Annotated in this window: 33 protein-coding genes; 25 read left to right on the top strand and 8 right to left on the bottom strand. The window is 44.0% G+C overall.

All coding sequences use genetic code 11. The features are described from left to right. Positions 1 to 11 precede the first annotated feature (11 nt). From EJA10_RS19705 to EJA10_RS19715, 3 genes are all read left to right on the top strand, one after another. Positions 12 to 719, top strand: a complete 708-nt coding sequence (locus tag EJA10_RS19705; protein WP_125481743.1) for a 5'-methylthioadenosine/adenosylhomocysteine nucleosidase — start codon at positions 12 to 14, stop codon at positions 717 to 719. Positions 720 to 833: 114 nt separating this feature from the next. Continuing rightward, a complete protein-coding gene (locus EJA10_RS19710) occupies positions 834 to 1,088 on the top strand; it encodes a YrhC family protein (protein WP_246017885.1) in 255 nt (84 codons plus the stop codon). Positions 1,089 to 1,779: 691 nt separating this feature from the next. Further along, positions 1,780 to 1,917 carry a YrzI family small protein gene (locus EJA10_RS19715; RefSeq protein WP_125481744.1) on the top strand — a complete coding sequence of 46 codons (138 nt, stop codon included), beginning with the start codon at positions 1,780 to 1,782 and terminating at the stop codon, positions 1,915 to 1,917. Between the two features lie 545 nt (positions 1,918 to 2,462). On the opposite strand, the gene sigK is transcribed toward EJA10_RS19715, so the two are convergent. Next, complete coding sequence (gene sigK / locus EJA10_RS19720) at positions 2,463 to 3,185, bottom strand: RNA polymerase sporulation sigma factor SigK (protein WP_125481745.1); 723 nt, start codon at positions 3,183 to 3,185, stop codon at positions 2,463 to 2,465. A 267-nt stretch (positions 3,186 to 3,452) separates the two neighbouring features. Here sigK and EJA10_RS19725 point away from each other — a divergent pair, with 267 nt between their 5' ends. The 4 genes from EJA10_RS19725 to EJA10_RS19740 all read left to right on the top strand — a co-directional run bounded on the left by EJA10_RS19725 (position 3,453) and on the right by EJA10_RS19740 (position 5,993). Continuing rightward, on the top strand, positions 3,453 to 3,854 hold the full coding sequence (locus EJA10_RS19725) for a DsrE/DsrF/DrsH-like family protein (protein WP_125481746.1): 402 nt from the start codon (positions 3,453 to 3,455) through the stop codon (positions 3,852 to 3,854). Between the two features lie 121 nt (positions 3,855 to 3,975). Next, a complete protein-coding gene (locus tag EJA10_RS19730; protein ID WP_125481747.1) occupies positions 3,976 to 4,215 on the top strand; it encodes a sulfurtransferase TusA family protein in 240 nt (79 codons plus the stop codon). Between the two features lie 66 nt (positions 4,216 to 4,281). After that, complete coding sequence (locus tag EJA10_RS19735; RefSeq protein ID WP_125481748.1) at positions 4,282 to 5,418, top strand: NAD(P)/FAD-dependent oxidoreductase; 1,137 nt, start codon at positions 4,282 to 4,284, stop codon at positions 5,416 to 5,418. Between the two features lie 14 nt (positions 5,419 to 5,432). Then, positions 5,433 to 5,993, top strand: a complete 561-nt coding sequence (locus tag EJA10_RS19740; RefSeq protein WP_125481749.1) for a helical membrane plugin domain-containing protein — start codon at positions 5,433 to 5,435, stop codon at positions 5,991 to 5,993. Positions 5,994 to 6,031: 38 nt separating this feature from the next. On the opposite strand, the gene EJA10_RS19745 is transcribed toward EJA10_RS19740, so the two are convergent. Beyond that, the gene (locus EJA10_RS19745; RefSeq protein WP_125481750.1) at positions 6,032 to 6,388 is read right to left on the bottom strand and encodes a group I truncated hemoglobin; all 357 of its coding nucleotides are present in this window, start codon (positions 6,386 to 6,388) and stop codon (positions 6,032 to 6,034) included. 90 nt (positions 6,389 to 6,478) lie between these two features. Then, the gene (locus EJA10_RS19750; RefSeq protein ID WP_125481751.1) at positions 6,479 to 7,150 is read right to left on the bottom strand and encodes a response regulator transcription factor; all 672 of its coding nucleotides are present in this window, start codon (positions 7,148 to 7,150) and stop codon (positions 6,479 to 6,481) included. Positions 7,151 to 7,330: 180 nt separating this feature from the next. Here EJA10_RS19750 and EJA10_RS23555 point away from each other — a divergent pair, with 180 nt between their 5' ends. Beyond that, positions 7,331 to 7,477 (top strand): hypothetical protein, encoded by a 147-nt coding sequence (locus EJA10_RS23555; RefSeq protein ID WP_170169201.1) that lies wholly within the window; start codon positions 7,331 to 7,333, stop codon positions 7,475 to 7,477. A 123-nt stretch (positions 7,478 to 7,600) separates the two neighbouring features. Beyond that, the gene (locus tag EJA10_RS19755) at positions 7,601 to 9,379 is read left to right on the top strand and encodes a M3 family oligoendopeptidase (protein WP_125481752.1); all 1,779 of its coding nucleotides are present in this window, start codon (positions 7,601 to 7,603) and stop codon (positions 9,377 to 9,379) included. Positions 9,380 to 9,437: 58 nt separating this feature from the next. Here EJA10_RS19755 and pssA read toward each other — a convergent pair whose 3' ends face one another. Beyond that, positions 9,438 to 9,977, bottom strand: a complete 540-nt coding sequence (pssA, locus tag EJA10_RS19760; protein WP_125481753.1) for a CDP-diacylglycerol--serine O-phosphatidyltransferase — start codon at positions 9,975 to 9,977, stop codon at positions 9,438 to 9,440. A gap of 197 nt (positions 9,978 to 10,174) precedes the next feature. On the opposite strand from pssA, the gene EJA10_RS19765 reads away from it, so the two are divergent. Then, the gene (locus tag EJA10_RS19765) at positions 10,175 to 10,963 is read left to right on the top strand and encodes a phosphatidylserine decarboxylase (RefSeq protein ID WP_125481754.1); all 789 of its coding nucleotides are present in this window, start codon (positions 10,175 to 10,177) and stop codon (positions 10,961 to 10,963) included. A gap of 107 nt (positions 10,964 to 11,070) precedes the next feature. On the opposite strand, the gene EJA10_RS19770 is transcribed toward EJA10_RS19765, so the two are convergent. Beyond that, positions 11,071 to 11,211 carry a sporulation histidine kinase inhibitor Sda gene (locus EJA10_RS19770; protein WP_079510333.1) on the bottom strand — a complete coding sequence of 47 codons (141 nt, stop codon included), beginning with the start codon at positions 11,209 to 11,211 and terminating at the stop codon, positions 11,071 to 11,073. 427 nt (positions 11,212 to 11,638) lie between these two features. Between EJA10_RS19770 and EJA10_RS19775 the strand changes: the two genes are divergently transcribed. Genes EJA10_RS19775 through EJA10_RS19810 form a run of 8 tightly spaced genes read left to right on the top strand, consistent with a single transcriptional unit; the run spans position 11,639 to position 16,673 of the window. Continuing rightward, the gene (locus EJA10_RS19775) at positions 11,639 to 12,154 is read left to right on the top strand and encodes a YqeG family HAD IIIA-type phosphatase (protein WP_125481755.1); all 516 of its coding nucleotides are present in this window, start codon (positions 11,639 to 11,641) and stop codon (positions 12,152 to 12,154) included. A gap of 3 nt (positions 12,155 to 12,157) precedes the next feature. Next, the gene (yqeH, locus tag EJA10_RS19780) at positions 12,158 to 13,261 is read left to right on the top strand and encodes a ribosome biogenesis GTPase YqeH (protein ID WP_125481756.1); all 1,104 of its coding nucleotides are present in this window, start codon (positions 12,158 to 12,160) and stop codon (positions 13,259 to 13,261) included. Positions 13,262 to 13,297: 36 nt separating this feature from the next. Next, a complete protein-coding gene (gene aroE / locus EJA10_RS19785) occupies positions 13,298 to 14,128 on the top strand; it encodes a shikimate dehydrogenase (RefSeq protein ID WP_125481757.1) in 831 nt (276 codons plus the stop codon). A gap of 3 nt (positions 14,129 to 14,131) precedes the next feature. Beyond that, positions 14,132 to 14,425, top strand: coding sequence for a ribosome assembly RNA-binding protein YhbY (gene yhbY, locus EJA10_RS19790; RefSeq protein ID WP_125481758.1), 294 nt, complete (start codon positions 14,132 to 14,134; stop codon positions 14,423 to 14,425). Between the two features lie 21 nt (positions 14,426 to 14,446). Further along, complete coding sequence (locus EJA10_RS19795) at positions 14,447 to 15,016, top strand: nicotinate-nucleotide adenylyltransferase (protein WP_125481759.1); 570 nt, start codon at positions 14,447 to 14,449, stop codon at positions 15,014 to 15,016. Next, on the top strand, positions 15,006 to 15,572 hold the full coding sequence (yqeK, locus tag EJA10_RS19800) for a bis(5'-nucleosyl)-tetraphosphatase (symmetrical) YqeK (RefSeq protein WP_125481760.1): 567 nt from the start codon (positions 15,006 to 15,008) through the stop codon (positions 15,570 to 15,572). Before EJA10_RS19795 ends, yqeK begins: the two co-directional genes overlap by 11 nt. Positions 15,573 to 15,576: 4 nt before the next feature. Next, entirely contained in the window at positions 15,577 to 15,930 is a 354-nt protein-coding gene (gene rsfS, locus EJA10_RS19805; RefSeq protein WP_125481761.1) for a ribosome silencing factor, read from the top strand. Beyond that, on the top strand, positions 15,930 to 16,673 hold the full coding sequence (locus EJA10_RS19810; protein ID WP_125481762.1) for a class I SAM-dependent DNA methyltransferase: 744 nt from the start codon (positions 15,930 to 15,932) through the stop codon (positions 16,671 to 16,673). Before rsfS ends, EJA10_RS19810 begins: the two co-directional genes overlap by 1 nt. A gap of 109 nt (positions 16,674 to 16,782) precedes the next feature. Here EJA10_RS19810 and comER read toward each other — a convergent pair whose 3' ends face one another. Next, on the bottom strand, positions 16,783 to 17,604 hold the full coding sequence (gene comER / locus EJA10_RS19815) for a late competence protein ComER (RefSeq protein ID WP_125481763.1): 822 nt from the start codon (positions 17,602 to 17,604) through the stop codon (positions 16,783 to 16,785). A gap of 87 nt (positions 17,605 to 17,691) precedes the next feature. Between comER and EJA10_RS19820 the strand changes: the two genes are divergently transcribed. The 3 genes from EJA10_RS19820 to EJA10_RS19830 all read left to right on the top strand — a co-directional run bounded on the left by EJA10_RS19820 (position 17,692) and on the right by EJA10_RS19830 (position 21,177). Beyond that, a complete protein-coding gene (locus EJA10_RS19820) occupies positions 17,692 to 18,309 on the top strand; it encodes a helix-hairpin-helix domain-containing protein (protein ID WP_246017886.1) in 618 nt (205 codons plus the stop codon). A gap of 84 nt (positions 18,310 to 18,393) precedes the next feature. After that, a complete protein-coding gene (locus EJA10_RS19825) occupies positions 18,394 to 18,807 on the top strand; it encodes a deoxycytidylate deaminase (protein ID WP_125481764.1) in 414 nt (137 codons plus the stop codon). Positions 18,808 to 18,828: 21 nt separating this feature from the next. After that, the gene (locus EJA10_RS19830; RefSeq protein ID WP_125481765.1) at positions 18,829 to 21,177 is read left to right on the top strand and encodes a DNA internalization-related competence protein ComEC/Rec2; all 2,349 of its coding nucleotides are present in this window, start codon (positions 18,829 to 18,831) and stop codon (positions 21,175 to 21,177) included. 109 nt (positions 21,178 to 21,286) lie between these two features. On the opposite strand, the gene EJA10_RS19835 is transcribed toward EJA10_RS19830, so the two are convergent. Beyond that, positions 21,287 to 21,421, bottom strand: a complete 135-nt coding sequence (locus EJA10_RS19835) for a YqzM family protein (RefSeq protein WP_125481766.1) — start codon at positions 21,419 to 21,421, stop codon at positions 21,287 to 21,289. A 336-nt stretch (positions 21,422 to 21,757) separates the two neighbouring features. Here EJA10_RS19835 and holA point away from each other — a divergent pair, with 336 nt between their 5' ends. After that, positions 21,758 to 22,780: a DNA polymerase III subunit delta gene (holA, locus tag EJA10_RS19840; RefSeq protein WP_125481767.1), complete on the top strand. Its 1,023-nt coding sequence runs from the start codon at positions 21,758 to 21,760 to the stop codon at positions 22,778 to 22,780. Between the two features lie 61 nt (positions 22,781 to 22,841). Here the strand turns inward: holA and rpsT are convergent, their stop codons facing one another. Beyond that, the gene (gene rpsT / locus EJA10_RS19845) at positions 22,842 to 23,102 is read right to left on the bottom strand and encodes a 30S ribosomal protein S20 (protein WP_125481768.1); all 261 of its coding nucleotides are present in this window, start codon (positions 23,100 to 23,102) and stop codon (positions 22,842 to 22,844) included. Positions 23,103 to 23,325: 223 nt separating this feature from the next. On the opposite strand from rpsT, the gene gpr reads away from it, so the two are divergent. From gpr to EJA10_RS19860, 3 genes are all read left to right on the top strand, one after another. Further along, positions 23,326 to 24,450 carry a GPR endopeptidase gene (gene gpr, locus EJA10_RS19850; protein WP_125481769.1) on the top strand — a complete coding sequence of 375 codons (1,125 nt, stop codon included), beginning with the start codon at positions 23,326 to 23,328 and terminating at the stop codon, positions 24,448 to 24,450. Between the two features lie 92 nt (positions 24,451 to 24,542). Beyond that, entirely contained in the window at positions 24,543 to 25,736 is a 1,194-nt protein-coding gene (gene spoIIP / locus EJA10_RS19855) for a stage II sporulation protein P (protein WP_125481770.1), read from the top strand. A 31-nt stretch (positions 25,737 to 25,767) separates the two neighbouring features. Further along, positions 25,768 to 26,100, top strand: a complete 333-nt coding sequence (locus EJA10_RS19860) for a YqxA family protein (RefSeq protein WP_125481771.1) — start codon at positions 25,768 to 25,770, stop codon at positions 26,098 to 26,100. Positions 26,101 to 26,296: the final 196 nt, after the last annotated feature.

Consider the following 26,296-nt stretch of genomic DNA (forward strand, 5'->3'; position numbering starts at 1 on the left):
AGGTAGAAGAAATGAGCAGAATTGGTATCATTGGGGCGATGGATGAAGAAATACAGCATATCCTCGAGGCGATGAAGGATTATGAGGAAAAGAAGAAGGCAGGCATAACTTTTTATGTCGGTACTTTTAACGGATATGAGATCGTTCTTTGTAAATCAGGGGTAGGGAAAGTTAATGCCAGTGTCTGCACACAAATTCTGATTGATGAATTTGCCGCTGAGAATATCGTATTCACTGGTGTAGCGGGTGCGGTGAACCCTGAACTGAAGATAGGGGATATCGTTGTTTCAACCGACTGTGTGCAGCATGACATGGATGTAAGGGCATTGGGCTTTAAGCTAGGGGAAATCCCCTACACAGAGGTTTCAGTATTTAAAGCAGATGAGCGATTAGCCGATCTTGCCATCTCTGCCAGCAAAGAAATCGTCCAGGACAAGAAAATTGTCAGAGGGAGGATCCTTTCAGGAGATCAATTCATCGCAGACCGGGAAAAGGTTAAATTCCTGCACGAAGAACTGCAGGGCTACTGTACGGAAATGGAAGGGGCCGCAGTCGGACAGGTATGCAGCATGAATGGTGTGCCATTCGTCATTATCAGGTCAATGTCTGACCAGGCAGACGGTTCAGCAGATGTGAATTTCCTCGAATTCACAAAACTCGCTTCAAAGAACTCCTTTGAAATTGTTAATGAGATGATTAAGAACTGGAACATCCAGTAAAAAGAAAACCCCTTTATAGGGGTTTTTATATTTCCAAAAATTACATGCCAAAAGCAGGTTTAAAAATGTTAAAGTAGGGATGTGGTAAAGTCTTACTAAATGCAGGTGATAGAAATGAACACAAAGCAACTTTATGAAAAAATGGTTGATTATAAGCAGTTCGCCATTGTCTTGCTCACTGTGGGCGCATTCTTTTATTTAGGTACAATTCTTCCGTCTGAAACCAAAGTGATGACAGATATATATATTGCAGCAGGTGCTTCAACAGGATTCCTTGCAGGTTCTATCCTTTTCTTCTCCATCGCGAAAAAGTACCGCAACCAGCTGATTGAATCTGAGGAAGGCCAGGAATGGCTGATGAAGAAATAGAAACGTCCTTTCAGGGCGTTTTTTTGTTGGCTCTGTTAATGCCAAATGTGGTTTTGAAGTCTTGGTGATTGTAGTGGAAGGCACGTAGACTCCTCCGAAAATGCTAACGCATTTCCATCGTGCGTGGGTCAATCCGAAGAAGTTTTTCAGGTCCTGCGGGATAAGCAAGTCATGGGGAGACCCCGCAGGCGCATAAAGCGCTGAGGAGGATCCCAGACTGCAAGGAAGAATTTGAACTTTGAGAAAGCCGGCAGCTGGGCTTTTTCATAATTCTTCCCCGCTGAAAGCGAAAACCCTGGAATGAAAATCAACAGTCAGGTTTAACAGGGCCTTGTTGTTAAAACCGGGCATGCAAACTATGTTGTAATTTGACGAATCTTTTTTTGGAAAAATAGGCCAAAAAAGGTTTACAAAACAATTCAATGTGGATATACTTACCAATGTGAGTTAAATAATTCAAAAGGAGGTCGAGTGAAATGATCAGAATTGGTTATTGGAATAACTTCAAAACTTCATATCGAAATACGCATTCGACCGGAACGGACTGGGTTATTTAAACTGCTTATCTGACCAATACATCCATGGCCGCAGGGAGAATCGTGCCCCTGTGGCTTTTTTGTGCCCAATTTTGCCGCAGGGAAGGGATCCTTGCGGCTTTTTGGGTTGGAAATAAAAAGGAGGTGAACCCATCATGACCTTAAACATATTGTTTTTCACAATTACGATTAACAAACGACAAATGTCTCTAGAAGAAATTCGCCATAACGAAATGGTTGAAAAAATGATTGAAGACAACAAAACACGTCAATCAATGCTGCGCCCGTTTTAATTCATTTGAAAAATAACCAGGAAAGGTGGAAAGAAGATGATTTACGTTATTCAAAGAAGACTGGCTAGCTTGTGGGTGGAGAAGGACACCACCTAACGACGTAGTTAGGGAGGAAATGCGATGTCATTGCATGTATTATTATTAACAATTGTATTCAGGAAAAAGAAAACCCATCGTTAACAAAATGTTCACAACCCTATCCTTTTAACACCGTAATTATATGATAAATTTGGTATAAACAGGGGTGTATGCTAAAGGGGTGATGGGCATGTTCATGATCGTAATGGGATTGATCATCTGCGGTGCTGTCGGGTTAGTCGTAGCTGCAGAAGTGAGTGTGGAATAGAATACTGAAAAGGTATCAACTGATAATGGTTGATACCTTTTTTATTTGGCTGGGCAGTTGGACAAGTTGTGCGCCTTCAGCTTAAGATATGATAAAAACCCGGGGGAATCCCCGGGTTTCCTTGTCTGCAATAGGAAAGTGAATTTCACTGGTCGACCCTCCAGCGCTTGTCGGGGCTGCCCAAGGCGCTTCCGTTTTCTTATTGCCCCTTATTCTTCTTCTTTTCCTTTTCTGCACGGTAGAATTCATGGAACATTTTCATCAATGCTCTCTTTTCGATTCTGGAGACATAGCTCCTGGAGATACCGAGTTCTTTGGCGATTTCCCTTTGTGTTTTTTCCTTCTTTAAATCAAGGCCGAACCGGCCAACGATGACTTCCCTCTCTCGTTCATCAAGAACATCAATATATTCCTTTACCTTTTCAAGCTCCATATTGAGCTGGATGGTATCGATTACATCCTCGGATTCGGATTTCAGGACGTCAATCAGTGAAATTTCGTTTCCTTCTTTATCCTGGCCGATGGGGTCGTGCAATGAAACATCCTTTTTCGTCTTTTTGAGAGCGCGGAGATGCATCAGGATTTCGTTTTCAATACACCTTGCCGCGTAGGTGGCGAGTTTGGTGCCTTTTCCCTCCGAATAACTTTCAATCGCCTTGATCAGGCCGATTGTTCCGATTGAAATCAAATCCTCTGAATCCTCACCGGTATTCTCGAACTTTTTTACGATATGGGCCACAAGCCTGAGATTATGTTCAATCAGCATATTCCTTGCGTGTGGATCGCCATTTGCCATCAACCTTAAATACTTTCGTTCATCGGCAGCAGATAACGGTTGAGGAAATGCGTTGTTTTTAACATACGAAACAAGAAGGATCACTTCTTTGACGAGATATCCGAGTGCTGTTAGTATGCCAGACATGTTTCCACCCCCGCTTAGTAAGGCTTTCGCCTATAATAAATTCCTATGTCTGAAGGGGTAAGATTGTGTCTGTCCGACTAAATATTTTCCTGTGAAAATTTGAAACAGAATAGTGTTTAAAAAAGCAAAGGTAAACTATGTGACCATCTGGTTTTGTCACTTTTTAGACGAAGAACGTTCACATAAAAGAAACAGACATAGATATAGGGGTATAGGTATAATTTAAGTGTAAGGTAAATCATTCGATTATATAGGAGGAAATACATTATGGAACAGCAAGCACCATCTCTAGCGGTAATCTTATTATCTGAAGATCTTGAAAAGCTGCATGCGGGAGCACTTGTAGGTTCGGTGGCATCAATGTCAGGCATGACGGTTAATGTATTTGTCACAATGAATGCGTTGAAATCATTCCGTAAAGACAGCTTTGAAAATGCAGACTTCATCACTGGAACAATTGGAAAGGAAATGCTGGCGAAGAAAATTCCTCTGTTCGATTCTTTGCTGCAGGAAGGCAAGGATATGGGTGAACTGAACATTTACGGGTGCGCACTCGCAATGGATATCATGGATTGGCAGGAAGAAGACATGATCGATGTGTTCGATGGAGTGATCGGGGTTACGAAATTCCTGGGAATGACACAGGGAGCAACTGTTATTACAATGTAATGCTGCAGAAGCAGGAAAAGCCAATCGGCGTGCAGGCCATTCAGGCTCTTCTGCTTCATGCAAAATAAAAAATTCTTTACTTATTTTATCATAAATCTTCAGTAAACAGGAGGAAAAAGCGATGACAAACGTACAAGTAACAAAATCAATCGATGCAAGAGGAGCATATTGCCCTGGACCACTAATGGAATTGGTAAAAGGAATCAAAACAGCACAGGTGGGCGATGTAGTGGAAGTCCTTTCCACAGATAAAGGGTCAGCTGTCGATATCCCTGAATGGGTGAATAAAATGGGGCACGAAATTGCCTATCTTGAGAATGAAGGCGATGAATTCAAGATTGCGGTTCGTAAAGTGAAATAATGAGCTAGCAAGGCTGATGGCAAGAACAGCCTTCAACAAAGAATCCAGTAAAGAGGTGTGGATCAAATGACAAAAAGAATCGTCATTCTTGGAGCCGGAAGCGCTGGCACAATGGTCGCCAACAAGCTTGCAAGGCAGCTGGGAAACGAAATCAAAAATCGCGAAGTCGAAATTACGTTGATTTCAAATACAGAAAAGCATATTTATCAGCCGGGATACTTATTCATTGCCTTTAATGAAAAGCCTTCTGAGCATTTCATCAGAAAACAGGAGACACTTGTACACAGACATGTAAACCTCGTTTATGATGATGTTGAAAAAATCGATGCCGAGAAGAAAACAGTCAAGGGCAAGAGACAGTATCAATATGACTATCTTGTGGTTGCGACCGGCTCGCATCCTGACTTTGACAGCGTCCCAGGATTGAGGGAGGGTGCTCATAACTTCTATACCCTTGAAGGGGCAGAACGGCTTCGTGATGATCTTGCAGCAATGGAAAAGGGGAAAATCCTGATTACCATCGATGTTCCGCATAAATGCCCAGCTGCACCGCTTGAATTGGCATTGATGCTCGATGACTATTACCGCAAGAATGGCAGAAGAAAAGATATTGAGATCAAGTATGCTTATCCGATCGGACGGATCCACTCATTGGTTCCAGTAGCAGAGTGGGGCCTGCCACAGTTCGAAAAGCGTGATATTAAATATGAAACATTCTTCAACCTTGAGGAAGTCGATCCTAAACGCAAAGTCGCCATTACGATGGATGGGTCAGAACACGATTATGACATGCTGATTACGATTCCTGCTCATACGGGTGCGAAAGCCGTCATCGATTCAGGAATTGGCGATGAATCAGGCTTCATCCCAACAAACCGCACAACATTGAAAATGATTGGCCAGGATGATGTGTATGTGATTGGTGATGCAACCAACCTTCCAATCAGTAAAGCTGGATCAACTGCTCACTATCAATCTGAATCACTTGTTGCCAACATCATCAGCAGGCTATCAGGACGCCCTGAAACAGCTGTGTACAATGGCAAGGTGGCTTGCTTCCTTGAAAACAGCCTGGAAGATGCAAGCATGATCACATTCGATTACAACAATCCTCCGCAGCCTGCAGAAACTTCTGACCTGCTGCACTGGTTCAAAGCTGTTTACAATGAGCTTTACTGGTTAAATGCCAAAGGGATTTTATAGAGGGGGTGGTTGAGATGGCTACAGAAACACCTCAAGCACAGAATGCTGAACAACATAAACTCGTGGGCTTCACCAATGCAGCCATGAATGCAGTTACGGGGGAAATGGTCTCAACGATCGCTGAAACTGGTGTGAAGATGGTTGAGATGGCGGATGACATCCTTCAGCCGGAAACTCTTTCATTGCTGAAGACCCTTCCTGAAGTGGCCGAGAACCTCGAGAGAACGCTGATGGAAGTTAAACGAATGGAAGAGAGCGGTGTGCTTAAATCTTTATTGCAGCTTGCAGATATGGCGGCTGCCATGAAGGGAGCCATGACTGGTCCGATGGTTACGGATATGGCCGAAAAGGCCATCAAAGGTGTCGAACTGGCGGATTCCTTTGTGCAGCTTGGCGCTATCGATCTCGTCGATGGCATGCTCACCGCCTTCCATCATGCACAGGAAGAAACGAAGGGGAAAGAACCGTTGTCTTCCATGCAGCTAATGAAGGCCGTTACGCAAAAAGAAACCAGGGAAGGGATGACCTTGATGATCTCCTTCCTTCAAAACCTGCCAAAACAACTGAACAAATAGAAAAGGAGAGGGCATCCTCTCCTTTTTCCTTTAGGCTATTATTTATACAAAATATCTTCCTTCATTCCTGTCAATTTCTCAAGTACTTCATTGATGTCCTTATCATGAACATCGAATTCCCTTAAGCTTGAGGCAAGGTGATTGGCGATCGCCCCAAAGTGTTCATCATTCAGGTTCATGCCTTTGTGGGCCTTTTCCATGCTCTTTCCGGAATACTGGTTTGGACCGCCAAGTGCCCAGCTGATAAACAATGACTGGTGGCGCCGCTGTTTCTCCATATCCGTATCCTTGAAAAAGTGATTGACTGATTCATCTGCCAAAACCTTGTCGTAAAAAACATCCACAACTTTCGATATTGACTCTTGTCCTCCAAGGCGTTCGTATAGATTTTCCACTCATCATTCCTCCTGTCCGAAAGTGACGTCACTATTATTTCTTTTTATCCAGAGAAATATGAATGAAACTTAATTTGCCTGTAAAGCTGGTTATTCCAGCCATTTGTAGCCGACGCCCCAGACGGTAGTCAAATATTCATCGGCTGCAAAGCCGGCTTTTCTCAGTTTATCTCTTAAATTACGGACATGTGAATCAATTGTACGGTCTTCAGTTCCCACACCGTATCCCCAGATCGTTGAGATCAAATGCTCCCTGGTAAAGACTTTATTCCGGTTCTGCAGGAAAAGCTGGAGCAGGGAAAATTCTTTCGGAGTAAGAGGAATGGTTGTTCCGTTGTACTGCAATTCGAATGAATCCGCATTCAAGTTCAATCCTTTGAAAGCAATGAGCGGGGATTTGCCGGATTGCCTTCGAAGGACTGCTTCGATTCTCGCAACCAGTTCACCTTCATCGAAAGGCTTCGTAACATAGTCATCTGCGCCCATTTTTAATCCTTTTACAATGTCGGGCTTTTCACTCATTGCAGTGAGCATGATGATCGGGATATCCCAATGTTTCCGGATTTCCCGGCAAGCCTCCCAGCCATCCATCTCCGGCATCATGACATCAAGCAGGACAAGGTCTGCCTGCTGTTCTTCAAGAAAACGGATTGCGTCGAGCGCCGAGGTGATCTTGAAACATTTATGACCTAATGGAGTGAGGTACAGCGACAGCAAATCAAGCATCCTTGTTTCATCATCAACTAGCAAAATGGTTGCCATATCTAAAAAACTCCTTACCTATTGAATGAGTTTATCATACATGATAAGTTTGAAAAATCTGTGCATTTGCCTATTATTTTACCTTATACAAGCAAGCTGCGAAATTTTTCGGAGTGCCCAAACCAAAATGGACAGAATCCCATATCCTGATAATAGGATACGGAAAAGGAGTGTGAGAGTATGCCTTACGGTTACTTTCCCCCATACGCTGGCCCTTATGGATGCTATCCGGGCTATTATGGCGGAAGTGGTGCATGGTTTGCGCTATTCATCATCCTGCTGGTAATTGTCCTTATATTCGGCGGATGGTGGTACTTTTGCGGATAAAATGAATGGGCTTATCTCGCCAGCCGGGATGAGCCTTTCTTTTTGAATTCCTCCCTCTGAAAAATAGAAATTTTCGAAAAATAACTTTATAATAAGGAAATAGAAAAAAAGGGGGAAACTTTTATGTCAACTACATACTCAGAAGTTTGGGATTTGGATGTTTTTTTTGAAGGAGGGAGCAATTCCCCGGAATTTGCGGCACACCTCAGATCAGCTGGCGAAGAAATTGGAGTATTTCAAAAGGAAGTCGAGGACTGGCAGCCGTCCGGCCAGGCGGGGGAAGGATCACGTCTCACCAGTCTCGTGGACATGTTTGATGGTGCTGCAAGAAAAGTCAGACAGGCGGGTGCATTTGTGAGCTGTCTAAATGCCCAAAATACTGAAGATAAAAAGGCAGGGCAGTTAAGGTCCGCTGTAACGGAGCTGAGCGCCTCCCTGCAAACAGCGTTGACTATTTTCGACCAGAAGCTTGCCGGATTTTCAGATGATGTCTGGGAAGAGCTTGTACAGGAAGGGCTGTTGAAGGAATTGCGATTCGTCCTGACAGAACGCCGCGACCGGGCTGCTGAAAGACTATCCGAAAAAGAAGAATCAGCAATCAATGCATTGAGCGTCGATGGCTATCATGGCTGGGGCCAGATGTACGACCTTCTTGTCAGCAATACGAAAATAAATTTTAAGGTTGAAAAATTATCAGTCGGGCAGGCGGCCAATAAGCTGTCGGATGCAGACCGTTCAGTACGCAAAGAAATTTTTACAGAATGGGAAAAAGCATGGGGAGAGAAAGAGGATTTTTATTCAAAAACCCTCAATCACCTAGCAGGGTTCAGGTTAAATGTATATAAGCTGCGAGGTTGGGAGGATGCATTGAAAGAGCCTCTTGAAATTAACAGGATGCAAAAAGAAACACTGGATGCCATGTGGAGTGTTATTTCTGAACACAAGAAACCATTTGTTGAATTCCTCAACCGCAAGGCAAAACTGCTGGGGCTAGAAAAGCTTAGCTGGTATGACCTTGATGCGCCAATTGGCAGCACAGAATCAAAAATGTCCTATCAGGAAGGCGCCGATTTCATCGTTGATAATTTTGCGCAGTTTGGCAAGGAAATGGCTGACTTTGCAAAAATGGCCTTTGAGGACAAGTGGATTGAAGCAGAAGATCGCCCTGGAAAGGCTCCAGGCGGATTCCATACTTTCTTCCCGGAGAGCAGTCAGTCACGAATCTTCATGACGTACTCTGGCACACCATCGAATGTTTCCACGCTCGCCCATGAGCTGGGACATGGTTTCCATACGTATGCGATGAGAGATTTGCACCTGCTGAACCGAAACTATGCGATGAATGTTGCCGAAACGGCATCCACTTTCGCGGAAATGATCGTTTCGGATGCATCTTTGAAAAACTCCCAGACAAAAGAAGAAAAACTAAGCCTCCTGGAGGACAAAATTCAGCGTTCCGTTGCACTTCTGATGAATATTCATGCGAGATACTTATTTGAGACAAAATTCTATGAAGAACGCAAGCAGGGTGTAGTAAATGCGGAGAGATTGTGTGAACTGATGGAAAATGCCCAAAAAGAAGCTTACGGTGATTCTCTTGATGGGTATCATCCGCTATTCTGGGCATCAAAACTGCATTTCTTCATCACAGGAGTACCTTTCTATAACTTCCCGTATACGTTCGGATACTTGTTCTCGCTTGGCATTTATGCCATGGCCCAGGAAGATGGAAAGGGATATGAAGAAAAGTATATCGCGCTACTGAAGGATTCAGCTTCCATGACTGTAGAAGATCTCGCGCAAAAGCACCTCAACGTCGACCTGACCAAAAAGGACTTCTGGAAAAAAGCAGTATCCATGTGCGTAGAAGATGTAGAAGAATTCCTCGCATTGACCGAGTAGCATCTTAGAAGGTTATATTTTAATAACAGAAAACCCAGCTCTGGGAGGCTGGGTTTTCTTATACTTTCTTCAATTTGAATGGACTGATCATCAATAAGCTCAGGAAAATCATGATGAAAAGGAAGCTTTGCGGCGGGATATAAGGAAGCGCGAGGAAGCTTAGCGTTGCCAGTACACCAGCTGCTGTGATCGGCAGACCAGTGAAGTATCCGTTACTCTCCGTTATATTGAACCTTGCCAGGCGGAATGCTCCGCAGCCAATATAAAAGACGACAAAGAACGCACCAGGAGCACCGAACTCAAATAAAATTCCCTGATAAATTAATAGTGCAGGCGCTACGCCAAATGATATAATATCACTCATGGAATCCAGCTGCTTCCCCAGCTCGGATTCGATATTGAACTTTCTGGCCACCATCCCATCAAATCGGTCAGCCAGGGCGGCAATGAAAATCAGCAAAAGGCTCAGGTTCAAATAGCCGTTAAAGCCAACAATGATCGCAAAGCCGCCTAATGAAAGATTGGCGAGCGTCAGCACATTGGCAGTTTGTGATTTTAGTTTCTTGACAGTCGAGTCAAGCACATCTTGTAAAAACATGATTTCACTCCTCATGTAAAAAGGGGACTGGCACCTTGGGTTATTATATAATAATATATAATTCTAAGCTGAATATGCTTTTTCGTAAAGATAACTTTTGAATACTTTTCGAAATATTTGCATTATATGAAGAAATTAGAGGTCAGGACAAGTTAGGTACCATTCTAAAATAGTAAAGTTAATCGGAGGTATTGGCATTGATTGAAAGGATTTACCGAATGCTCATAGAGTTGACGAATGGGAGATGGTCATCTGCTATCTTGCATCGATTCGCAAAATCAGAGAGAAGCAAAGTGATTATTCCCTCGTTTGCGAAAACATATAAAATCAATCAGGATGAGATGGAAAAACCGATCCAGGAATACAACAGCCTTCATGAATTTTTTATAAGGAACCTGAAGGAAGGGGCCAGGAGCATTGATCAGGATCCTATGTCAGTAGTTAGCCCGGTGGACTCTGTCATTGAAGAGATTGGCCGCATTGCAGCCGACAAAAGCATCACGGTTAAAGGCAAGGTATACTCGATTGCCGAGATGCTGGGTGATGATGAAGCGATGGCCAGGTATGAAGAAGGAACTTATATGATTTTTTACCTCAGCCCCAGCCATTACCACCAGATACACAGTCCTTTGAACGGTGAAGTGGTAAAACAGTGGACATTAGGGAAGAAGTCATATCCAGTCAATAAAATGGGGCTGGCCTATGGAAACTACCCGCTTTCGAAAAACTACAGGAAAATTACTGAAATAAGGCATAGTAAAGGAATGGCTGCGGTAGTGAAGGTCGGAGCGATGTTTGTCAATTCAATTGAAACCACCCACAAAGGTGAAAAGCTCGAGAAGGGTGAACAGCTGGCTTACTTCACATTTGGCTCGACAATTGTGATGCTCTTTGAAAAAGACACGATTACTCTCCTGCCTGAAATCAAGCCGCCATATCACATTAAATATGGAGAACCGATCGGTACTTTAACAGGACAGGCCTGACAAACAGGGCGCAGATTGATCTGTGCCTTTTCTCTTTTTGTATTGCCTAGCTTCTGCTAAACAAAACTGCTTTTAAAGGCAAAAAAAAAAGCCCTTTTAGTGGGCTGTCAGGATGATACTTTAATTCGGTTAGATAATGACCGCCTGTGAATTTCCGTTTCAATCAAACGAATAAACTCATAGCTTAAATTTAATTCTCTTGCTTTGAAATAGGATTCGATCAACAGCTCGTCTGAAAGTTTACGCATTCCAGTCATTCACCCCCAAAAGGATACTTCTAAATCAGTTGTGAATTGCATATAATTGTAAGTTAATTTTGTTCTACCCTTACTCTATCAGAATGAAACTTTAAGAACAACTGTTCTAATTATCCACAATCTCCGGTGGATAACCTGTGATTATTTTGTTTATAAATGGGATATTAGTAATAGAATCAGTGTGTATTTTGTGTATAAGGTTATCCACAGATATGGAAAACGCTGGATTTTGTCGAAAAGTTTTTTTGAATATTTTAAAAGATTCTTGCATTCCTTCTAATCGCAAGGGGTTTTGTCGACTCTCCAGTGAAAATCTCTTTATTTTTCCTCTATTTGAATGTTTGTTTTGAATACGAGGATGAAATTGGGTATGATGTTAACGTTATGATAGGAATTAAATTAATGAGGTGTAAAGAAATTGCTAAAGCATTTTTTGCCAGACCAGTATGTGAAAAGCATTTTTGATATCCAGCCGCAAAGCTTGAAGGAAAAAGGCATCAAGGGTATTATCACGGATCTTGACAATACACTCGTGGAATGGGACCGTCCTTCTGCGACTCCAAAGCTGATCGAGTGGTTTGATGATATGAGGAAAAATGAAATACTTGTGACGATTGTTTCCAATAATAATGAGAAAAGGGTCAGGGCATTTTCCGATCCTCTTCAGATTCCCTTTATATTTATGGCAAGAAAGCCAATGACCCGTGCATTTAACAAAGCCCTGAAGCAAATGGGGCTGCGAAAAGATGAAACGGTAGTCATTGGTGACCAGGTGCTGACGGATGTCCTTGGCGGCAACAGGAGCGGCTTCCACACGATCCTTGTCGTCCCGGTGGCCCAGACGGACGGGTTTGTGACGAGATTCAACAGGAAAATTGAAAGAAGGATCCTGAATTGGTTCAGGAAACAAGGCAAGCTGAATTGGGAGGACTAAGATTTGAGTGAACAATTTATCTGCACAGGCTGTGGAGTGAAGATACAGACTGAACATCCAGAAGAGTTGGGATATGCCCCTCCATCTTCACTTGAAAAAGAGGTTGTTGTATGCCAGAGATGTTTCAGGCTAAAGAATTACAATGAGATCCAGGATGTCAGTCTTACGGACGATGATTTCCTGAAAATATTGAATGAACTTGGCAAAAGGGATGCCCTGATTGTGAAGATTGTTGATATCTTCGATTTCAATGGAAGCTGGCTGCCAGGAATCCAGCGGTTCGCCGGAAAAAACCCGGTGCTGCTGATTGGCAACAAGGCAGACCTCGTTCCAAAATCGGTCAAGCATCGCAAGCTGATCGATTGGATGAAAAAGGAATCAAGGGAATTGGGCTTGAATCCGATTGACGTGTTCCTTGTCAGCGCATCGAAGGGATTCAACATTTCAGAGGCTGCTGCGGCCATCGATGAATATCGAAATGGCAAAGATGTTTATATTGTAGGCTGTACAAATGTAGGGAAATCAACTTTTATCAATAGAATCATCAAGGAAGTGACCGGAGAAGGAGATGTCATTACGACCTCCCATTTCCCGGGAACCACGCTGGACATGATCGAGATTCCGTTGGAGGACGGCAAGGCGATTGTCGATACACCAGGAATCATCAATCACCATCAAATGGCACACTATGTGGACAAGCGAGACTTGAAATACATTACGCCGAAAAAAGAAATCAAGCCAAAGGTATACCAGTTGAATGAAAGACAGACGCTGTTTTTCGGGGGATTGGCAAGGTTCGATTATATTTCCGGCGGCAGAAGGTCCTTCCCCTGCTATGTACCGAATGAAATTAACATCCATCGAACAAAACTGGAGAACGCGGATGAGCTCTACAAGAACCATGCGGGTGAATTGCTCACTCCGCCTCGCCGCGAACAGATGGATGAATTCCCTGAACTTGTCCGCCATGAATTCACCATCAAGGAAGCGAAAACCGATGTTGTTTTTTCAGGGCTTGGATGGATCACAGTGAACGAAGCAGGAGCGAAAATTGCTGCGCATGTTCCTAAGGGAGTACATGTGCTGCTACGAAGATCACTAATATAAATATTTGCCAAATAAATCGTGAAGGGCGGGAGATACATGAAAAAATTGTTCGGTGTGATGGGTGACCCAATCGCCCATTCTATGTCTCCTGCCATGCACAATGACTTATTTTCACTATATGATATCGATGCTGTCTACCTGCCATTCCATGTAATGCAGGGTGATCTGGAGACAGCTGTTAAAGGGCTGAAGGCGATCGGTGCCAGCGGTTTCAATGTGACAATTCCGCATAAAACGGAGATTATGTCCTTCCTTGATAAAATCGATCCCCTGGCAGAAGCGATCGGTGCTGTCAATACGGTGAAAAACGAGAATGGCCATCTCATTGGCTATAATACTGATGGCCCAGGGTTTGTAAAAGGGCTGGAATCTGTGATTGCTGATCTTGAATCAAGATCAGCTTTGATTATTGGTGCGGGTGGAGCTGCTCGAGCCATTTATTTCTCGCTGGCTCAGGCTGGAATCCATTCAATTGACCTGTACAATCGAACGCAGCTGAAGGCAGAGGAGCTGATCAGCTCATGTCCTTATAAGGTCCAGTCGAAGTTGCTCGACAGGGAGACCGCTGAAAGGGATTTGGCTGCCTATCAGTTAATCATCCAGACCACTTCAATCGGCATGTTTCCTGACATAGATTCAACGCCACTTTCTATGGCAAACATCAACTGTGATGCCCTGGTCAGTGACATTATCTATAACCCAAGTCAAACAAAGTTATTAAAAGAAGCTTCCGGCAAGGGAGCAATGATCCAAAACGGCATAGAAATGTTTGTATTCCAGGGAGCACTGGCGTTTGAAAAATGGACAGGCATTTTTCCTGACACGAATCGAATGAGAGCCAATGTTTTAAGACATTTAGGAGGGTAACACATGTTAACAGGCAAGCAAAAACGTTTTTTAAGATCGAAAGCCCATCACCTTAATCCAATTTTTCAAGTCGGCAAAGGTGGGGTAAATGATAATATGATCAAGCAAATCGCAGATGTTCTTGAGGCGAGGGAATTGATCAAAGTGAGCATTCTCCAAAACTGCGAGGACGACAAAGATACAGTAGCTGAGCAGCTGTCACGAGGCGCTAAAGCGGAACTCGTCCAGGTAATCGGCAATACCATTGTCCTTTACAAGGAATCACGCGAGAATAAGCAAATCGTTCTTCCAAGGTAAAAAACCTGAGGAGGTGCCTCTTTGAAAAAGATTGGTATATTGGGCGGAACCTTCAACCCGCCGCATACCGGGCATTTAGTCATTGCGAATGAAGTTCTCCATGCACGTGGACTGGATGAGGTGTGGTTCATGCCGAACCAGGTACCGCCGCATAAAAGTGTGGCTGAGCCAATCAGCAACACTGCCCGTCTTGCCATGATTGAGTTAGCCATCGAGGGCAATCCTGCGTTCAGGATCGAGAAAGTGGAACTGGAGCGCAGCGGTCCATCTTATACGTATGAAACGATGAAATTATTGAAAGATATGTATAAAGAACATGACTTCCACTTTATCATTGGCGGAGACATGGTTGAATATTTGCCGAAATGGCAGAACATCGACCGATTGTTGAAAATGGTCAAATTCATCGGTGTCAGCAGGCCATCATACAAGGATGAAACTCCATATGATATTCTATATACAGAGACACCGCAGATGGATATCTCATCCAGCATGATAAGAGAAAGAGTCAAGGCAGGCAGAAGCATCCGCTATCTGCTGCCTGACCCGGTCAGGGAATATATAGAGGAGCATGGTTTATATGGATCGTGAACAGGCACTTCTGCTGGTTAAACCCCAGCTGACGGAGCATCGGTATCAACATACACTTGGCGTTATGGAAACGGCCATCAGGCTTGCTGAGAAATACGGAGCAGATACCAAAAAGGCAGAGCTGGCAGCCATTTTCCATGATTATGCAAAATTCAGGCCGAAGGATGAGATGAAGCAAATCATTGAAGAACAAAACATGCCACCGATTCTGCTTGAGTACAACAGCGAGCTCTGGCATGCTCCAGTCGGTGCCTACCTTGCTGAAATCGAGGCGGGAATCAAGGATGAGGAAGTCCTTGATGCGATTCGTTATCATACTTCGGGAAGGGTTGGCATGACGCTTCTTGACAAAGTCATTTACCTGGCAGATTATATTGAGCCAGGCCGGCATTTTCCGGGGGTAGAAGAAGTAAGAAAGATGGCGGAAGAGGATTTGGACAGGGCGTTGATCCAATCGATGAAAAATACGATTCAATTTTTAATGAAGAAAAACCAGCCGGTCTTTCCAGATACATTCAACGCATATAACAGCATTGTTACAAATACAGGAGGGTGATTTAATGAGTGAGCGCGAACTATTGATGACAGCAGTAAAAGCAGCAGACGATAAAAGAGCAGAAGATATTATGGTCCTGAATATGAAGGGGATTTCCCTGATTGCCGATTATTTTGTCATCTGCCACGGAAACTCTGATAAACAGGTTCAGGCGATTGCGCGTGAAATCAGGGAAAAAGCATTGGAGCAGGGCTATGACCTGAAGCGCATGGAAGGCTTTGATGAAGCAAGATGGGTGTTGATTGATATCGGGGATGTGGTCGTCCACGTCTTCCACAAAGAAGAACGGAGTTATTATAACCTCGAGCGCCTGTGGGGAGATGCTCCAATCGAAAATGTCCAAAGCGAGCTTAACTAATGTCTTACGAACGTTTTGCTTATTTGTATGACCAGCTCATGCAGGATGTCCCATATGATGAATGGGTCAGGATGGTTGAAGCATACAAAGAAAAATTTCACATTGACGGAATGAAGCTCCTTGATCTTGCATGCGGGACCGGGGAGCTTTCTGTCAGGTTTGCTCAAAAAGGATATGATGTGACGGGTGCAGATTTGTCTCCAGACATGCTTTCAGTCGCCCAGTCAAAAGCACAAGGTCTTTCGTTGCCCATCCAATTCTTCCAGCAGGATATGACGGAGCTAGAGGATTTAGGGGAGTATGATTTTGTTGGCATCTTCTGTGACTCTCTCAATTATCTGGAAGACGAACAGGCAGTTCAGAAAACCTTTGAAGGCGTATATCGCCTCTTGAAAAAAGGCGGCCTGTTCCTGTTCGATGTGCACTCGGTCTATAAAATGGATTATATCTTTGCCGATGCCACCTTTACATGGGACGATGAAGAAATCACATATATCTGGAACAGCTTCAAAGGGGAAAAACAGCACAGTGTCGAACATGAGCTGACGTTTTTCGTCCTCGATGAATCTGGTAAATATGATCGGGTGGATGAACTCCACTTCCAGCGTACATATCCAATAGATGTATATCAAAAGTTATTGGAACAGTCAGGTTTTAAACAAATAGAGATTACTGGCGATTACAAGATGGAAGCCCCCGGACAAAATGCAGAACGGATCTTTTTTGCGATGAGGAAAGAATAAAAACGAAAGAGGCTGTAAAGGTCATAGCTTTGACCTCGGCAGCCTCTTTTTTGTTAACTGAATTGTCACATTTAAGGAGCAGGAAATAGAAGGGGCTTGGAGAATCCTATTAATGACCGAATTGCTCCTCAATTTTTTTTCGCTCATCATCGAATTTCCTGTGAGTAGCCTGGAAGATCTTTTCGAACATATCCCCTGTTTCACTATCGAGGACCTTGATGCCTTCTCCCGTAATCCCGCCCTTGACACAAACCTTTTCCTGTAATGTCGGCAACGTATAGTGATGCTGGCTTAACAACTCTCCCAGCCCGATCAGCATCTCGCTTGCCAGTTTTGTGGCTGTCTCCCGGTCAATTTCTGTTTCTTTCACAGCGGCGGCTATGAAGCTTTGAACAAGGTGACTGAAGAAAGCAGGACCACAGCTGACGATATCCGAAGACACCCTTGTAATATTCTCCTCTATTTCAAGTGGTACAGAGACCTTTTCAAACAGCGCAGTTAATATTTCCTTCCACTCTTGTGCGCACCGATCTCCATATGTGAACAATGATACGCCTGCAAGGGCCCTGTTCGTGATGCTCGGAATGACTCTCATGACAGAACAATCCACAATTTGCTCGATTTGATCCACCCTGATTGGGCTGGTGATCGAGATGACGCATTTTTCCCTTGTCAGAACTGGACGAATCGTTTCCAGCAGTCCCAGGACTTGGTGCGGTTTTACACAGATGAAAATGGCATCAGAGTTTTCGGCCACTTCGATGGCATTTTTACCGACAGATATTTCAGGATATATTTTTTGAATCTCCAAAGCTTTTTCTACTGTTCTATTGGTAATCAACATTGAAGAAGGGGAAACGGCATTCCCATCAATCAGAGCTTCGGCGAGAATTCTCCCCATATTCCCTGTGCCAATAATCCCTATTTTCATAACCCTTCCCTCCTTCATACTTTTATTCTCCTATATCCTTATGTTTTTAAAATTTAGATTATGACATGTGAAAGGTGTTGACCGTTTGTGGAATGGATCAAGGAACAGAAATTTTATGTCATTGCAGGAATAGCTGCTGTTTTATTTTTTCTGTATTCATCCTTTGAGAGTGGAAATGAAATAACAGAAAGTGATGATGACCTTTTAGCGATGGTAACTGAGGAGGAGACTCAGCCCATGGGGAAAATCGAAAATGAAGAGAAACTGCCCATTATCCTTATGGCAGATATCAAGGGAGCTGTTGCAAATCCGGGTGTATATCAGGTCCAGGAAGGGGACAGGGTAGTGGACTTGATTCAGCTTGCTGGAGGACTCACAAAAGAAGCAGACCCGGCAACCCTCAATTTCGCTATGCATGTGCATGATGAAATGGTTGTTTACGTTCCAAGGATGGGGGAACAGGTGGTTGAGGCCGTGACGCAATCCACGGGTGGCCAGCCTCAAGGAAAGGATACGGTGAACCTGAATACTGCGGGAAAGGATGTACTGGAAACATTGCCTGGAATAGGTCCCTCAAAGGCTGAAGCCATTATTAAATACCGTGAAACGAACGGACCTTTCAAAAAAATAGAGGATCTGAAGGAGATCAGCGGCATTGGCGAAAAGACCTTTGAAAAATTGAAGGATCTGATTTCAGTAAAGTAGCAGCATTCAAATTGAACTCTTCTCCTGAAAAGATTAAAATTATGTATATATACATACATGGGCTTTGAGAAGGGAGAGACCGGCATGGGAAGGAAAAGTTGGGATGAGTATTTTTTGGATATAGCAGAAGAAGTCGGAACGCGTTCTACATGCCCAAGGCTGCATGTGGGCTGCGTCATCGTGAAAGACAAGCATATCGTTTCAACAGGGTATAATGGCTCCATCCATGGCCATGACCACTGTGAAGATATCGGCTGCCTGATCAATGAACAGGGCAGATGCATCAGGACGCTCCACGCGGAAGAAAACGCAGTCCTCCATGCTGACAGAGGGCTGTTGAAAGGAGCTACAGCGTTCGTGACTCATGAACCTTGTGAAAAATGCTCCAAGACACTCGCACAATCAGGGATCAAAAGAATTGTCTACCGCAGTGCCTATCCGAATAAATACAATGATACGTTCCTGAGGGATGTAGAGGTCGTTCACATAACCAAATAAGACCGTAAAGGACAAACAAAAATGAGATCAGGCGGGAATGTAAGTATCAGGGGAAAGCTGATCTACTTTGCAGCGATCTCTGTATTGGCGCTTTTAAGCGTATTTGAAAGCAATCTGCTCTATGGGGGATTGACCTTTTTGGCAATCCTCTTTTTAAGCAAACAGGGTAAATTCAGGAAGTCTGGCCTTGTAATTTTGACTGCCTGTTACCTGCTGTTCCTTTTTATCGGCAGTAAAGAGAATGAGAAACTTGAAACTCACTTTAACGGGACAGAAACGCAATTCTTTATTTATTTTCACGATGAAATCAAGACTGATGGAGATTCCCTTACGGCCACTGCAAAACTATTGCCTGCGGGCGAAAAAGTAGCCATCAGGCACAGAATCAGAACATTGAAAGATTCCAAATCGATAGAAACTTTAGTAACGCCTGGTGCTGCTTGCAAGGCAACAGGAACCCTCGATATTCCTCCAACAGCTCGCAACCCCAATGCCTTTGACTATAAAAGCTACCTTCAAAAAAACAAAATCACCTGGATCTTTAACGTGGATCATATTGACCTGGAAACATGCCGAAAACAGACAGGCAGTCTGATTATGAAGTTGAAAGAATTCCGGCAAAAAGAAGTCGCTGAAATTAAGGCGGAATTTCCGCCAGAGACTGCCGCACTAGCCGCTGCCCTGATTTTTGGCGAGAGGGAACTCTTCATGCCTGATACAGAGAGGGACTATCAGAAAATCGGCATTGTCCATTTACTTGCTATTTCTGGCTTGCATGTCGGATTGCTGGCAGGGATGGGCTACTACATTCTGATTCGCGCCGGGATCACCAGAGAGAGGACTGAGGTGATCCTCCTGGTTTTACTCCCTATTTATGCGGTTGTTACTGGGCTTGCACCACCCGTGCTTAGGGCGGCTGCGATGCTGATGCTGATCATTGGCGCCCGTCGCTTTAACCTGAGGCTGACTCCGCTGGATGCTGTCTCGATAGCGTTTATACTGATGACTTTTTACCAGCCTTCAATAATTTATAATATAGGGTTCCAGCTTTCTTTTTCAGTCAGTTTTTCCCTCGTGCTTTCATCTTCCAGGATCTTTTCAGCTTTCACTTCTTTAATAAACCAAACGGCTGCAGCATCTTTTATAGCCCAGCTTGCGAGCCTTCCCGTCATCCTTTATTCGTTTTATGAGCTGTCAGCCATTTCGATTTTCGCCAACCTTCTCTTTGTGCCGCTTTTTTCCTTACTCCTTCTGCCCTGGTTGCTGGTTACTTATATCTTCTTCGCATTTATGGGGTTCCTGCCTCAGATGTATTTTTCCATTCTCGAAACCGTCGTTGACCTGGTTAATACATCAGCTTCACTACTCGCTGGATTTCCTTTCTCCACTATTATCATCGGAAAGCTCCATCCAATGCTGCTGATTATACAGATTGTGCTGATTCCGGTATTTTTCCTTCTATGGGAAAGATCCATTGTGCCAAAGAAAAAACTTCCTGTATGGCTAATGGCGCTACCGTTTATTCCCCTGATTATTCAATTATCGCTCCCCTATATCAATCCATATGGAAAAATCGTTTTTTTGGACGTTGGGCAAGGGGACAGTATACTCATCAAAATGCCATTTAACCAGGGAAATTACCTCATAGATACTGGAGGTGTCACTTCTTTTGGAAGAGAAGATTGGCAGCAAAGAAAAACAGAGTACGATCCCGGCAAGAATATTGTCGTGCCATTTTTGAAAAGTGAAGGAATTCATACCCTCGATAAATTGATTTTGACACACGGGGATGCAGACCATATAGGCGGTGCTAAAGCAGTGTTCAAAGAAATAAATGTCAAACAGCTGATTCTTCCGCGAATAAAGGAACGGACACAGCTGGAGCAGGAGATTGTGAAAAACGCCGTCATGGAAGGGACAGCTGTCTATTTTGCTGGCAGAGGAACAGGGTGGCAGACAAATGATGGAAAGTTCATGACACTGAACCCGGCCTCAACGACAGGGGACCGCAATGATCAATCCATTGTGCTATATGCCGAGTTTGGCGGATTGAAATGGCTGTTCACAGGGGACCTAGGGCAGGCCGGGGAAAGAATCTTGGTAGAGAATGTCGGCGGCCTTGACATTGATGTCCTCAAGGTGGGCCATCATGGCAGCAAATACTCAAGTTCAGATCTCTTCATCGATCAGATCACTCCTGATTATGCTGTCATTTCTGTGGGAGAGAGAAACAGATATGGTCATCCAGGTGAAGAAGTGGTCAACAGGCTTGACGAGCGCGGTACGAGGATTTACCGTACTGACCGACAAGGAGCGGTCATGTATAAATTTAAAGGCAAATCAGGAACCTTTTCACATCAGATTCCATAGTATATATAGCAAAGAGCGAATGGTCTCTCCCCAAAAAAATCACTAAAACATGAAAAGAGACTGCATTTATTAAATGCAGTCTCCGTAACTTTATCCTATGTAGCCGTGATTAACTCCCGATTAACTGCACGACTGTCGCAATAATGAACAATGTTGCAAAGAATCCAAAAGAAACAATGAATCCAACACCTGCGTCAACAGCGTCATTGCGATTGCTTTGTACATTTTCTTCGAATTGATTCACAGTCAATCCCCCCTATTAGTTCTTAAATAGTATAAGCGATTCAAATTAAAAAATCCAGTGTTCTCTCATGCCTTATTTTGCTGCTCGGCTCTGCAAGTACCCTGAATCCAATTAGCAAGACTTGACACATATACTTTTCCCGCTTGCGGCTAAAATAATCTTATTACGATGCACCGCTGTGATAAAAGTATCCTAGGCCTTGTATCGCAGCGTTCATTATAAATAGGGGAATTGGCCCGGTTAGGCGGAGCTAATTCCCTTAGAATGCTTGTCAAAATGTCCAAGCTTCTTTACGATAAGTATATGGCAAAACTGTATTGAACGGAGCGGAAGACAGTGGTATTGGACATTTGGAAGAAAATCAGCAAAAAACAGGTCGAGCCTGTTTATTTAATGTACGGGACAGAAACTTTTTTAATTAACGAAACAAAGCAATTATTAGTGGACAATGTGCTGGATGAAGAAGAAAAGGACTTTAATTTTTCAGTATACGACCTTGAAGAAACTCCGATTGAAGCAGCCCTTGAAGATGCTGAAACGTTTCCTTTCATGGGAGAAAAGCGGCTGGTCATCCTGCAGAACCCGGTCTTTTTGACATCGGAAAAGTCGAAAGGCAAAGTAGAGCATAATCTCGCAAAGCTGGAAGAATACCTCACACAGCCTGCGCCGTATTCAATCGTCGTTTTTTCCGCGCCATACGAAAAACTGGACGAACGGAAAAAAGTTACTAAAGAGCTTAAACGAAATGCAACAGTCATTGAAGCGAAGAAGCTTTCTGAACAGGAAATCAAATCCTGGGTAAAAGAACGGGCGCAAGCGAATGGGACTGTGATAGACCAGGACGCAATCGAGCTGCTGATATCGCTCGCCGGCACAAACCTGTTCATGCTGACTTCGGAAATTGACAAGCTGGCACTTTATGCTGGTGAAAACCAGCCAATTGACAAAGAGATTGTCGACCGACTTACTGCGCGATCGCTTGAGCAAAATATTTTTTCCCTGGTCGATAAAATTGTTCACCGAAATGTGGAAGGTGCATTAAGGATATATTATGACCTGTTAAAACAGAATGAAGAACCAATCAAAATCCTTTCAGTGATTACCGGACAATTCAGGTTGATCTACCAGGTGAAGGAACTGGCGCGCAAAGGTTATGGACAGCAGCAAATTGCCGGGACATTGAAGGTACATCCATTCCGGGTTAAATTGGCTGCAGGCCAGGCAGGTTCATTTTCCGACGAAGAACTGACCAGAATCATCAAGCTTCTTGCGGATGCAGATTATCAAATGAAAACAGGCGGCATGAAAAAGGAAATGCTGATCGAAATGATTCTGTTCCAGATCAATGGGAGGAAATGAGAAGTACATAAGCAAAAAAAAAACGACCTGATGGGTCGTTTTTTTGTTAGCAGTATAAAAATTAGCCGTTAGCATTTAATTTTTTCATTAAACGGGCTTTTTTGCGGGCAGCTGCGTTTTTGTGGATAAGGCCTTTAGCTGCTGCTTTATCAAGCTTGCTAGCTGCTTGAGCGAAAGAAGCTTTTGCTTCAGTATCGTTGTTCACGACCGCTGCTTCAGCTTTTTTAACTGCTGTACGCATTGAAGATTTAACTGTCATGTTGTGAGCTTTGCTCGCTTCACTAGTTTTCACACGTTTGATTGCAGATTTAATGTTTGGCATTCCGTTCACCTCCTAAAAAGCATCGAGATTTTATGGAACTCGACATTTCCAGTACATTTCTTATTTATTAAGAACAAATGATATTTTATCAAACAGGGGGTAATAATGCAATACTCTGCTTGAATTTAAGTACAGTGTAACGTGAATGTTTTTTTATGTAAAAGGAAAAGATAGGCAATAGTATGCTGTTTAGCAGCCAAACTGTAGTTGGAGGAATGCGACAATGAAGGAATCCGTAGACTTGAGCATGTATTCAATCAGGACTGACCTGGCTGTGGAAGCCAGGGAGATGGTGCTTGCCGACCAGGCTGCGACCGTACATGCCGAGCAAAATCTCTCACAAATTGAAGGCGTCATCATAAAAGAAAAAGAAGAAAATGATATAAAAGTGTCACTGGTCGAAGTCACAGCAGAAGGTGCAAAGAATCTTGGCAAAAAACAGGGACAGTATTTGACAATTGAAGTTGTCGGCATCCGCCAGCAGGACACCGAGCTGCAGGGAAAAGTAGAAAAAGTATTTGCCAGCGAATTCGCCCATTTTTTAAAACAGGTCGGTATCAATGAAGACGCATCATGCCTCGTTGTCGGCTTAGGCAACTGGAATGTGACGCCAGATGCTCTCGGCCCTCTGGTATGTGAGAATTTATTGGTGACCCGTCACCTGTTCGAGCTGCAGCCGGAACATGTCGACGAGGGCTACCGTCCTGTCAGTGCGCTGGCCCCTGGAGTAATGGGATTGACTGGTATTGAAACATCGGACATCATCTTTGGTGTTGTGGAAAAGACCAAGCCTGATTTTGTCATCGCGATCGATGCGCTTGCTTCCCGTTCGATTGAAAGGGTCAACTCGACGATCCAAATTTCCGATACTGGGATCCATCCTGGTTCTGGAGTAGGGAATAAACGCAAAGAAATCAGCAAGGAAACATTGGGAATTCCGGTAATTGCCGTTGGAGTTCCAACCGTGGTCGATGCAGTTTCCATCACAAGCGATACGATTGATTTCATCTTGAAGCATTTTGGCAAGGAAATGCGGGAAGGCGGAAAGCCATCCCGCTCACTCGTACCGGCGGGGATGAGCTTTGGGAAAAGGACGAAGCTGACAGAAGAAGACCTGCCAGAACCTGAGCAGCGTCAAACCTTCCTCGGTATGATTGGCACTTTAGAAGATGAAGAAAAACGGAAGCTGATCTACGAAGTGCTCTCGCCGCTGGGACATAACCTGATGGTGACTCCTAAAGAAGTGGATGTTTTCATAGACGATATGGCAAATTTAATAGCGAGCGGTCTTAATTCCGCCCTGCATTCAAGTATTGACCAGGATAATACCGGGATGTATACACATTAAGTTTATTTCAAAATCGTTACGAATAGATTCGAGGTTCTATCTTCTCTAGCAAAGTCATAACATTTACTAGACTTGCGCAGAGAGGTGGAACAATGAGATTCAATAAAAGATCAGGATTAATCGTAGCTGTCCAAGGGACTCATGTCGTAAAAGCCGCACTAGCATTTGTGTTCTTTCTCATTGGAATTTTTTCGATAAGCGGAGCGATGACCTCGCTCCGGCCTGAATACCGAATCACCTCCGATTCAGTTAACCAGGCCGCAACACACTTGAATGGCCAGCTGCTTTTCAGTTTGATGGGCTGGGAAAACCATCAGTTCCTGCAGGCTCTGCCAAAGGATTATCAAGCACCTAAGCTATCCAATGTCATGTTCAAGCTTTCTACTAATATCAATCTGGATGACCCAAGAAGCTTGCTTGGCAGGGAGCTTCCGGGCTTCTCTCTTTTTGACGGTAAAATTCTGGTTGCGGGCGAAGGAACGAACTATACGAACATGCCGATGGAATCTGCCCCTCCAATCGAAGTAATGGAGGCAGAAAAGGAAGCGGCGCTGCAAAATACAGAGAACCTGCCAGCTGCTCCGGACGGGGAGGGAGCTGGTGCTGCCCCGCCATCCTCCACCGGAGACCGGAAAGCGGTGTATATCTATTTTACTCACACCAGAGAATCCTATCTTCCGTATTTGAAAGGTGTCACAGACCCAAACAAAGCCTATCATTCTCAGGTGAATGTCACGAAAGTTGGTGACCATCTTAAATCAGCCCTTGAGAAACGGGGGATCGGTACGACTGTCGACAAGACTGATGTGATGGCCAACTTAAGCAAGAAGGGACTGGGATTTGGAAAGGCCTATCAGGAATCTCGGCCAGTCGTCGAAGCTGCAATGGCCGGTGACCGGAATCTGCAGTATTTTATCGATATCCACCGTGATGGCTATCGAAAAGATAAAACCACCATCCAGATAAACGGAAAGCCATACGCCAAGCTGGCGTTCGTCATTGGCGGTGAAAACGCAAATTACGAGAAGAACCTGGCGCTTGCACGCGAATTGCATAATCTCCTTGATCAAAAGTACGGAAAGGGATTAAGCCGGGGGATCATTGAGAAAAAGGGAGCTTCGACCAATGGGAAATTCAATCAGGATCTATCCGGAAATGCATTATTGATAGAATTCGGCGGAGTCGACAACACATTCGAAGAATTGAACAGGTCCGCAGAAGCCCTCGCTGATGTTTTCAGTGAATTTTACTGGCAGGCAGAGCAGGTCGACGCACCTGCACACTAACTTCTACTAAAAAAATGGCAAGGTGATTGAGATGAAAATGTTCATGCTTAAAAGCTTCATGCTTGCATCCTTGATGTTCATTTCCGTATTGTTCGGCATGCAGCAGGCAAACGAAGGAATTCATAAAATGAAAGGGTACGACGACCCAGAATTCAAAAGTGCCTTCAGCATAAAGGAAGAGGAAGACGGAACCTACAAAAGCGCAATCCTGGGCAATGACGTCTCCAGCCATGACCTCGAACAAAAACGAAAAAAGCTGGAAGAAATGAAAGCATTCAACCTCTTTTCATCGCTCGGAAAAACACTTGCAGACGGCGTTTCAGCTGTTATCGAAAAAACAGTGAAATTGATTACTGGAAAGTAGCAGCAGCAGCGACAGCGGGCGTGATGGAGCCCGCTGTTTTTTTGTGTTGGTGATTTGGCTGTGTTTCGGAGTAATTGAAGCCAATGGGTGCCCTCAAAATAAGGATTTCCGAAAAAGAGGTCACTAATAAAGCCGATGGGTGCCCTCAAAATCAGGATATCCGAAAAAGAGGTCACCAATAAAGCCGATGGGTGCC

This window comes from Mesobacillus subterraneus, from assembly GCF_003937825.1.
GTDB lineage: Bacteria > Bacillota > Bacilli > Bacillales > Cytobacillaceae > Mesobacillus > Mesobacillus subterraneus.

Excerpts from the sequence above, each read along its gene's own strand:
- EJA10_RS19705 (WP_125481743.1), top strand. The coding sequence starts at position 12 with ATGAGCAGAATTGGTATCATTGGGGCGATGGATGAAGAAATACAGCAT.
- EJA10_RS19710 (WP_246017885.1), top strand. The coding sequence starts at position 834 with ATGAACACAAAGCAACTTTATGAAAAAATGGTTGATTATAAGCAGTTC.
- EJA10_RS19715 (WP_125481744.1), top strand. The coding sequence starts at position 1,780 with ATGACCTTAAACATATTGTTTTTCACAATTACGATTAACAAACGACAA.
- sigK (WP_125481745.1), bottom strand. The coding sequence starts at position 3,185 with ATGTCTGGCATACTAACAGCACTCGGATATCTCGTCAAAGAAGTGATC.
- EJA10_RS19725 (WP_125481746.1), top strand. The coding sequence starts at position 3,453 with ATGGAACAGCAAGCACCATCTCTAGCGGTAATCTTATTATCTGAAGAT.
- EJA10_RS19730 (WP_125481747.1), top strand. The coding sequence starts at position 3,976 with ATGACAAACGTACAAGTAACAAAATCAATCGATGCAAGAGGAGCATAT.
- EJA10_RS19735 (WP_125481748.1), top strand. The coding sequence starts at position 4,282 with ATGACAAAAAGAATCGTCATTCTTGGAGCCGGAAGCGCTGGCACAATG.
- EJA10_RS19740 (WP_125481749.1), top strand. The coding sequence starts at position 5,433 with ATGGCTACAGAAACACCTCAAGCACAGAATGCTGAACAACATAAACTC.
- EJA10_RS19750 (WP_125481751.1), bottom strand. The coding sequence starts at position 7,150 with ATGGCAACCATTTTGCTAGTTGATGATGAAACAAGGATGCTTGATTTG.
- EJA10_RS23555 (WP_170169201.1), top strand. The coding sequence starts at position 7,331 with ATGCCTTACGGTTACTTTCCCCCATACGCTGGCCCTTATGGATGCTAT.
- EJA10_RS19755 (WP_125481752.1), top strand. The coding sequence starts at position 7,601 with ATGTCAACTACATACTCAGAAGTTTGGGATTTGGATGTTTTTTTTGAA.
- pssA (WP_125481753.1), bottom strand. The coding sequence starts at position 9,977 with ATGTTTTTACAAGATGTGCTTGACTCGACTGTCAAGAAACTAAAATCA.
- EJA10_RS19770 (WP_079510333.1), bottom strand. The coding sequence starts at position 11,211 with ATGCGTAAACTTTCAGACGAGCTGTTGATCGAATCCTATTTCAAAGCA.
- aroE (WP_125481757.1), top strand. The coding sequence starts at position 13,298 with ATGAAAAAATTGTTCGGTGTGATGGGTGACCCAATCGCCCATTCTATG.
- yhbY (WP_125481758.1), top strand. The coding sequence starts at position 14,132 with ATGTTAACAGGCAAGCAAAAACGTTTTTTAAGATCGAAAGCCCATCAC.
- yqeK (WP_125481760.1), top strand. The coding sequence starts at position 15,006 with ATGGATCGTGAACAGGCACTTCTGCTGGTTAAACCCCAGCTGACGGAG.
- rsfS (WP_125481761.1), top strand. The coding sequence starts at position 15,577 with ATGAGTGAGCGCGAACTATTGATGACAGCAGTAAAAGCAGCAGACGAT.
- EJA10_RS19810 (WP_125481762.1), top strand. The coding sequence starts at position 15,930 with ATGTCTTACGAACGTTTTGCTTATTTGTATGACCAGCTCATGCAGGAT.
- comER (WP_125481763.1), bottom strand. The coding sequence starts at position 17,604 with ATGAAAATAGGGATTATTGGCACAGGGAATATGGGGAGAATTCTCGCC.
- EJA10_RS19825 (WP_125481764.1), top strand. The coding sequence starts at position 18,394 with ATGGGAAGGAAAAGTTGGGATGAGTATTTTTTGGATATAGCAGAAGAA.
- EJA10_RS19830 (WP_125481765.1), top strand. The coding sequence starts at position 18,829 with ATGAGATCAGGCGGGAATGTAAGTATCAGGGGAAAGCTGATCTACTTT.
- rpsT (WP_125481768.1), bottom strand. The coding sequence starts at position 23,102 with ATGCCAAACATTAAATCTGCAATCAAACGTGTGAAAACTAGTGAAGCG.
- gpr (WP_125481769.1), top strand. The coding sequence starts at position 23,326 with ATGAAGGAATCCGTAGACTTGAGCATGTATTCAATCAGGACTGACCTG.
- spoIIP (WP_125481770.1), top strand. The coding sequence starts at position 24,543 with ATGAGATTCAATAAAAGATCAGGATTAATCGTAGCTGTCCAAGGGACT.
- EJA10_RS19860 (WP_125481771.1), top strand. The coding sequence starts at position 25,768 with ATGAAAATGTTCATGCTTAAAAGCTTCATGCTTGCATCCTTGATGTTC.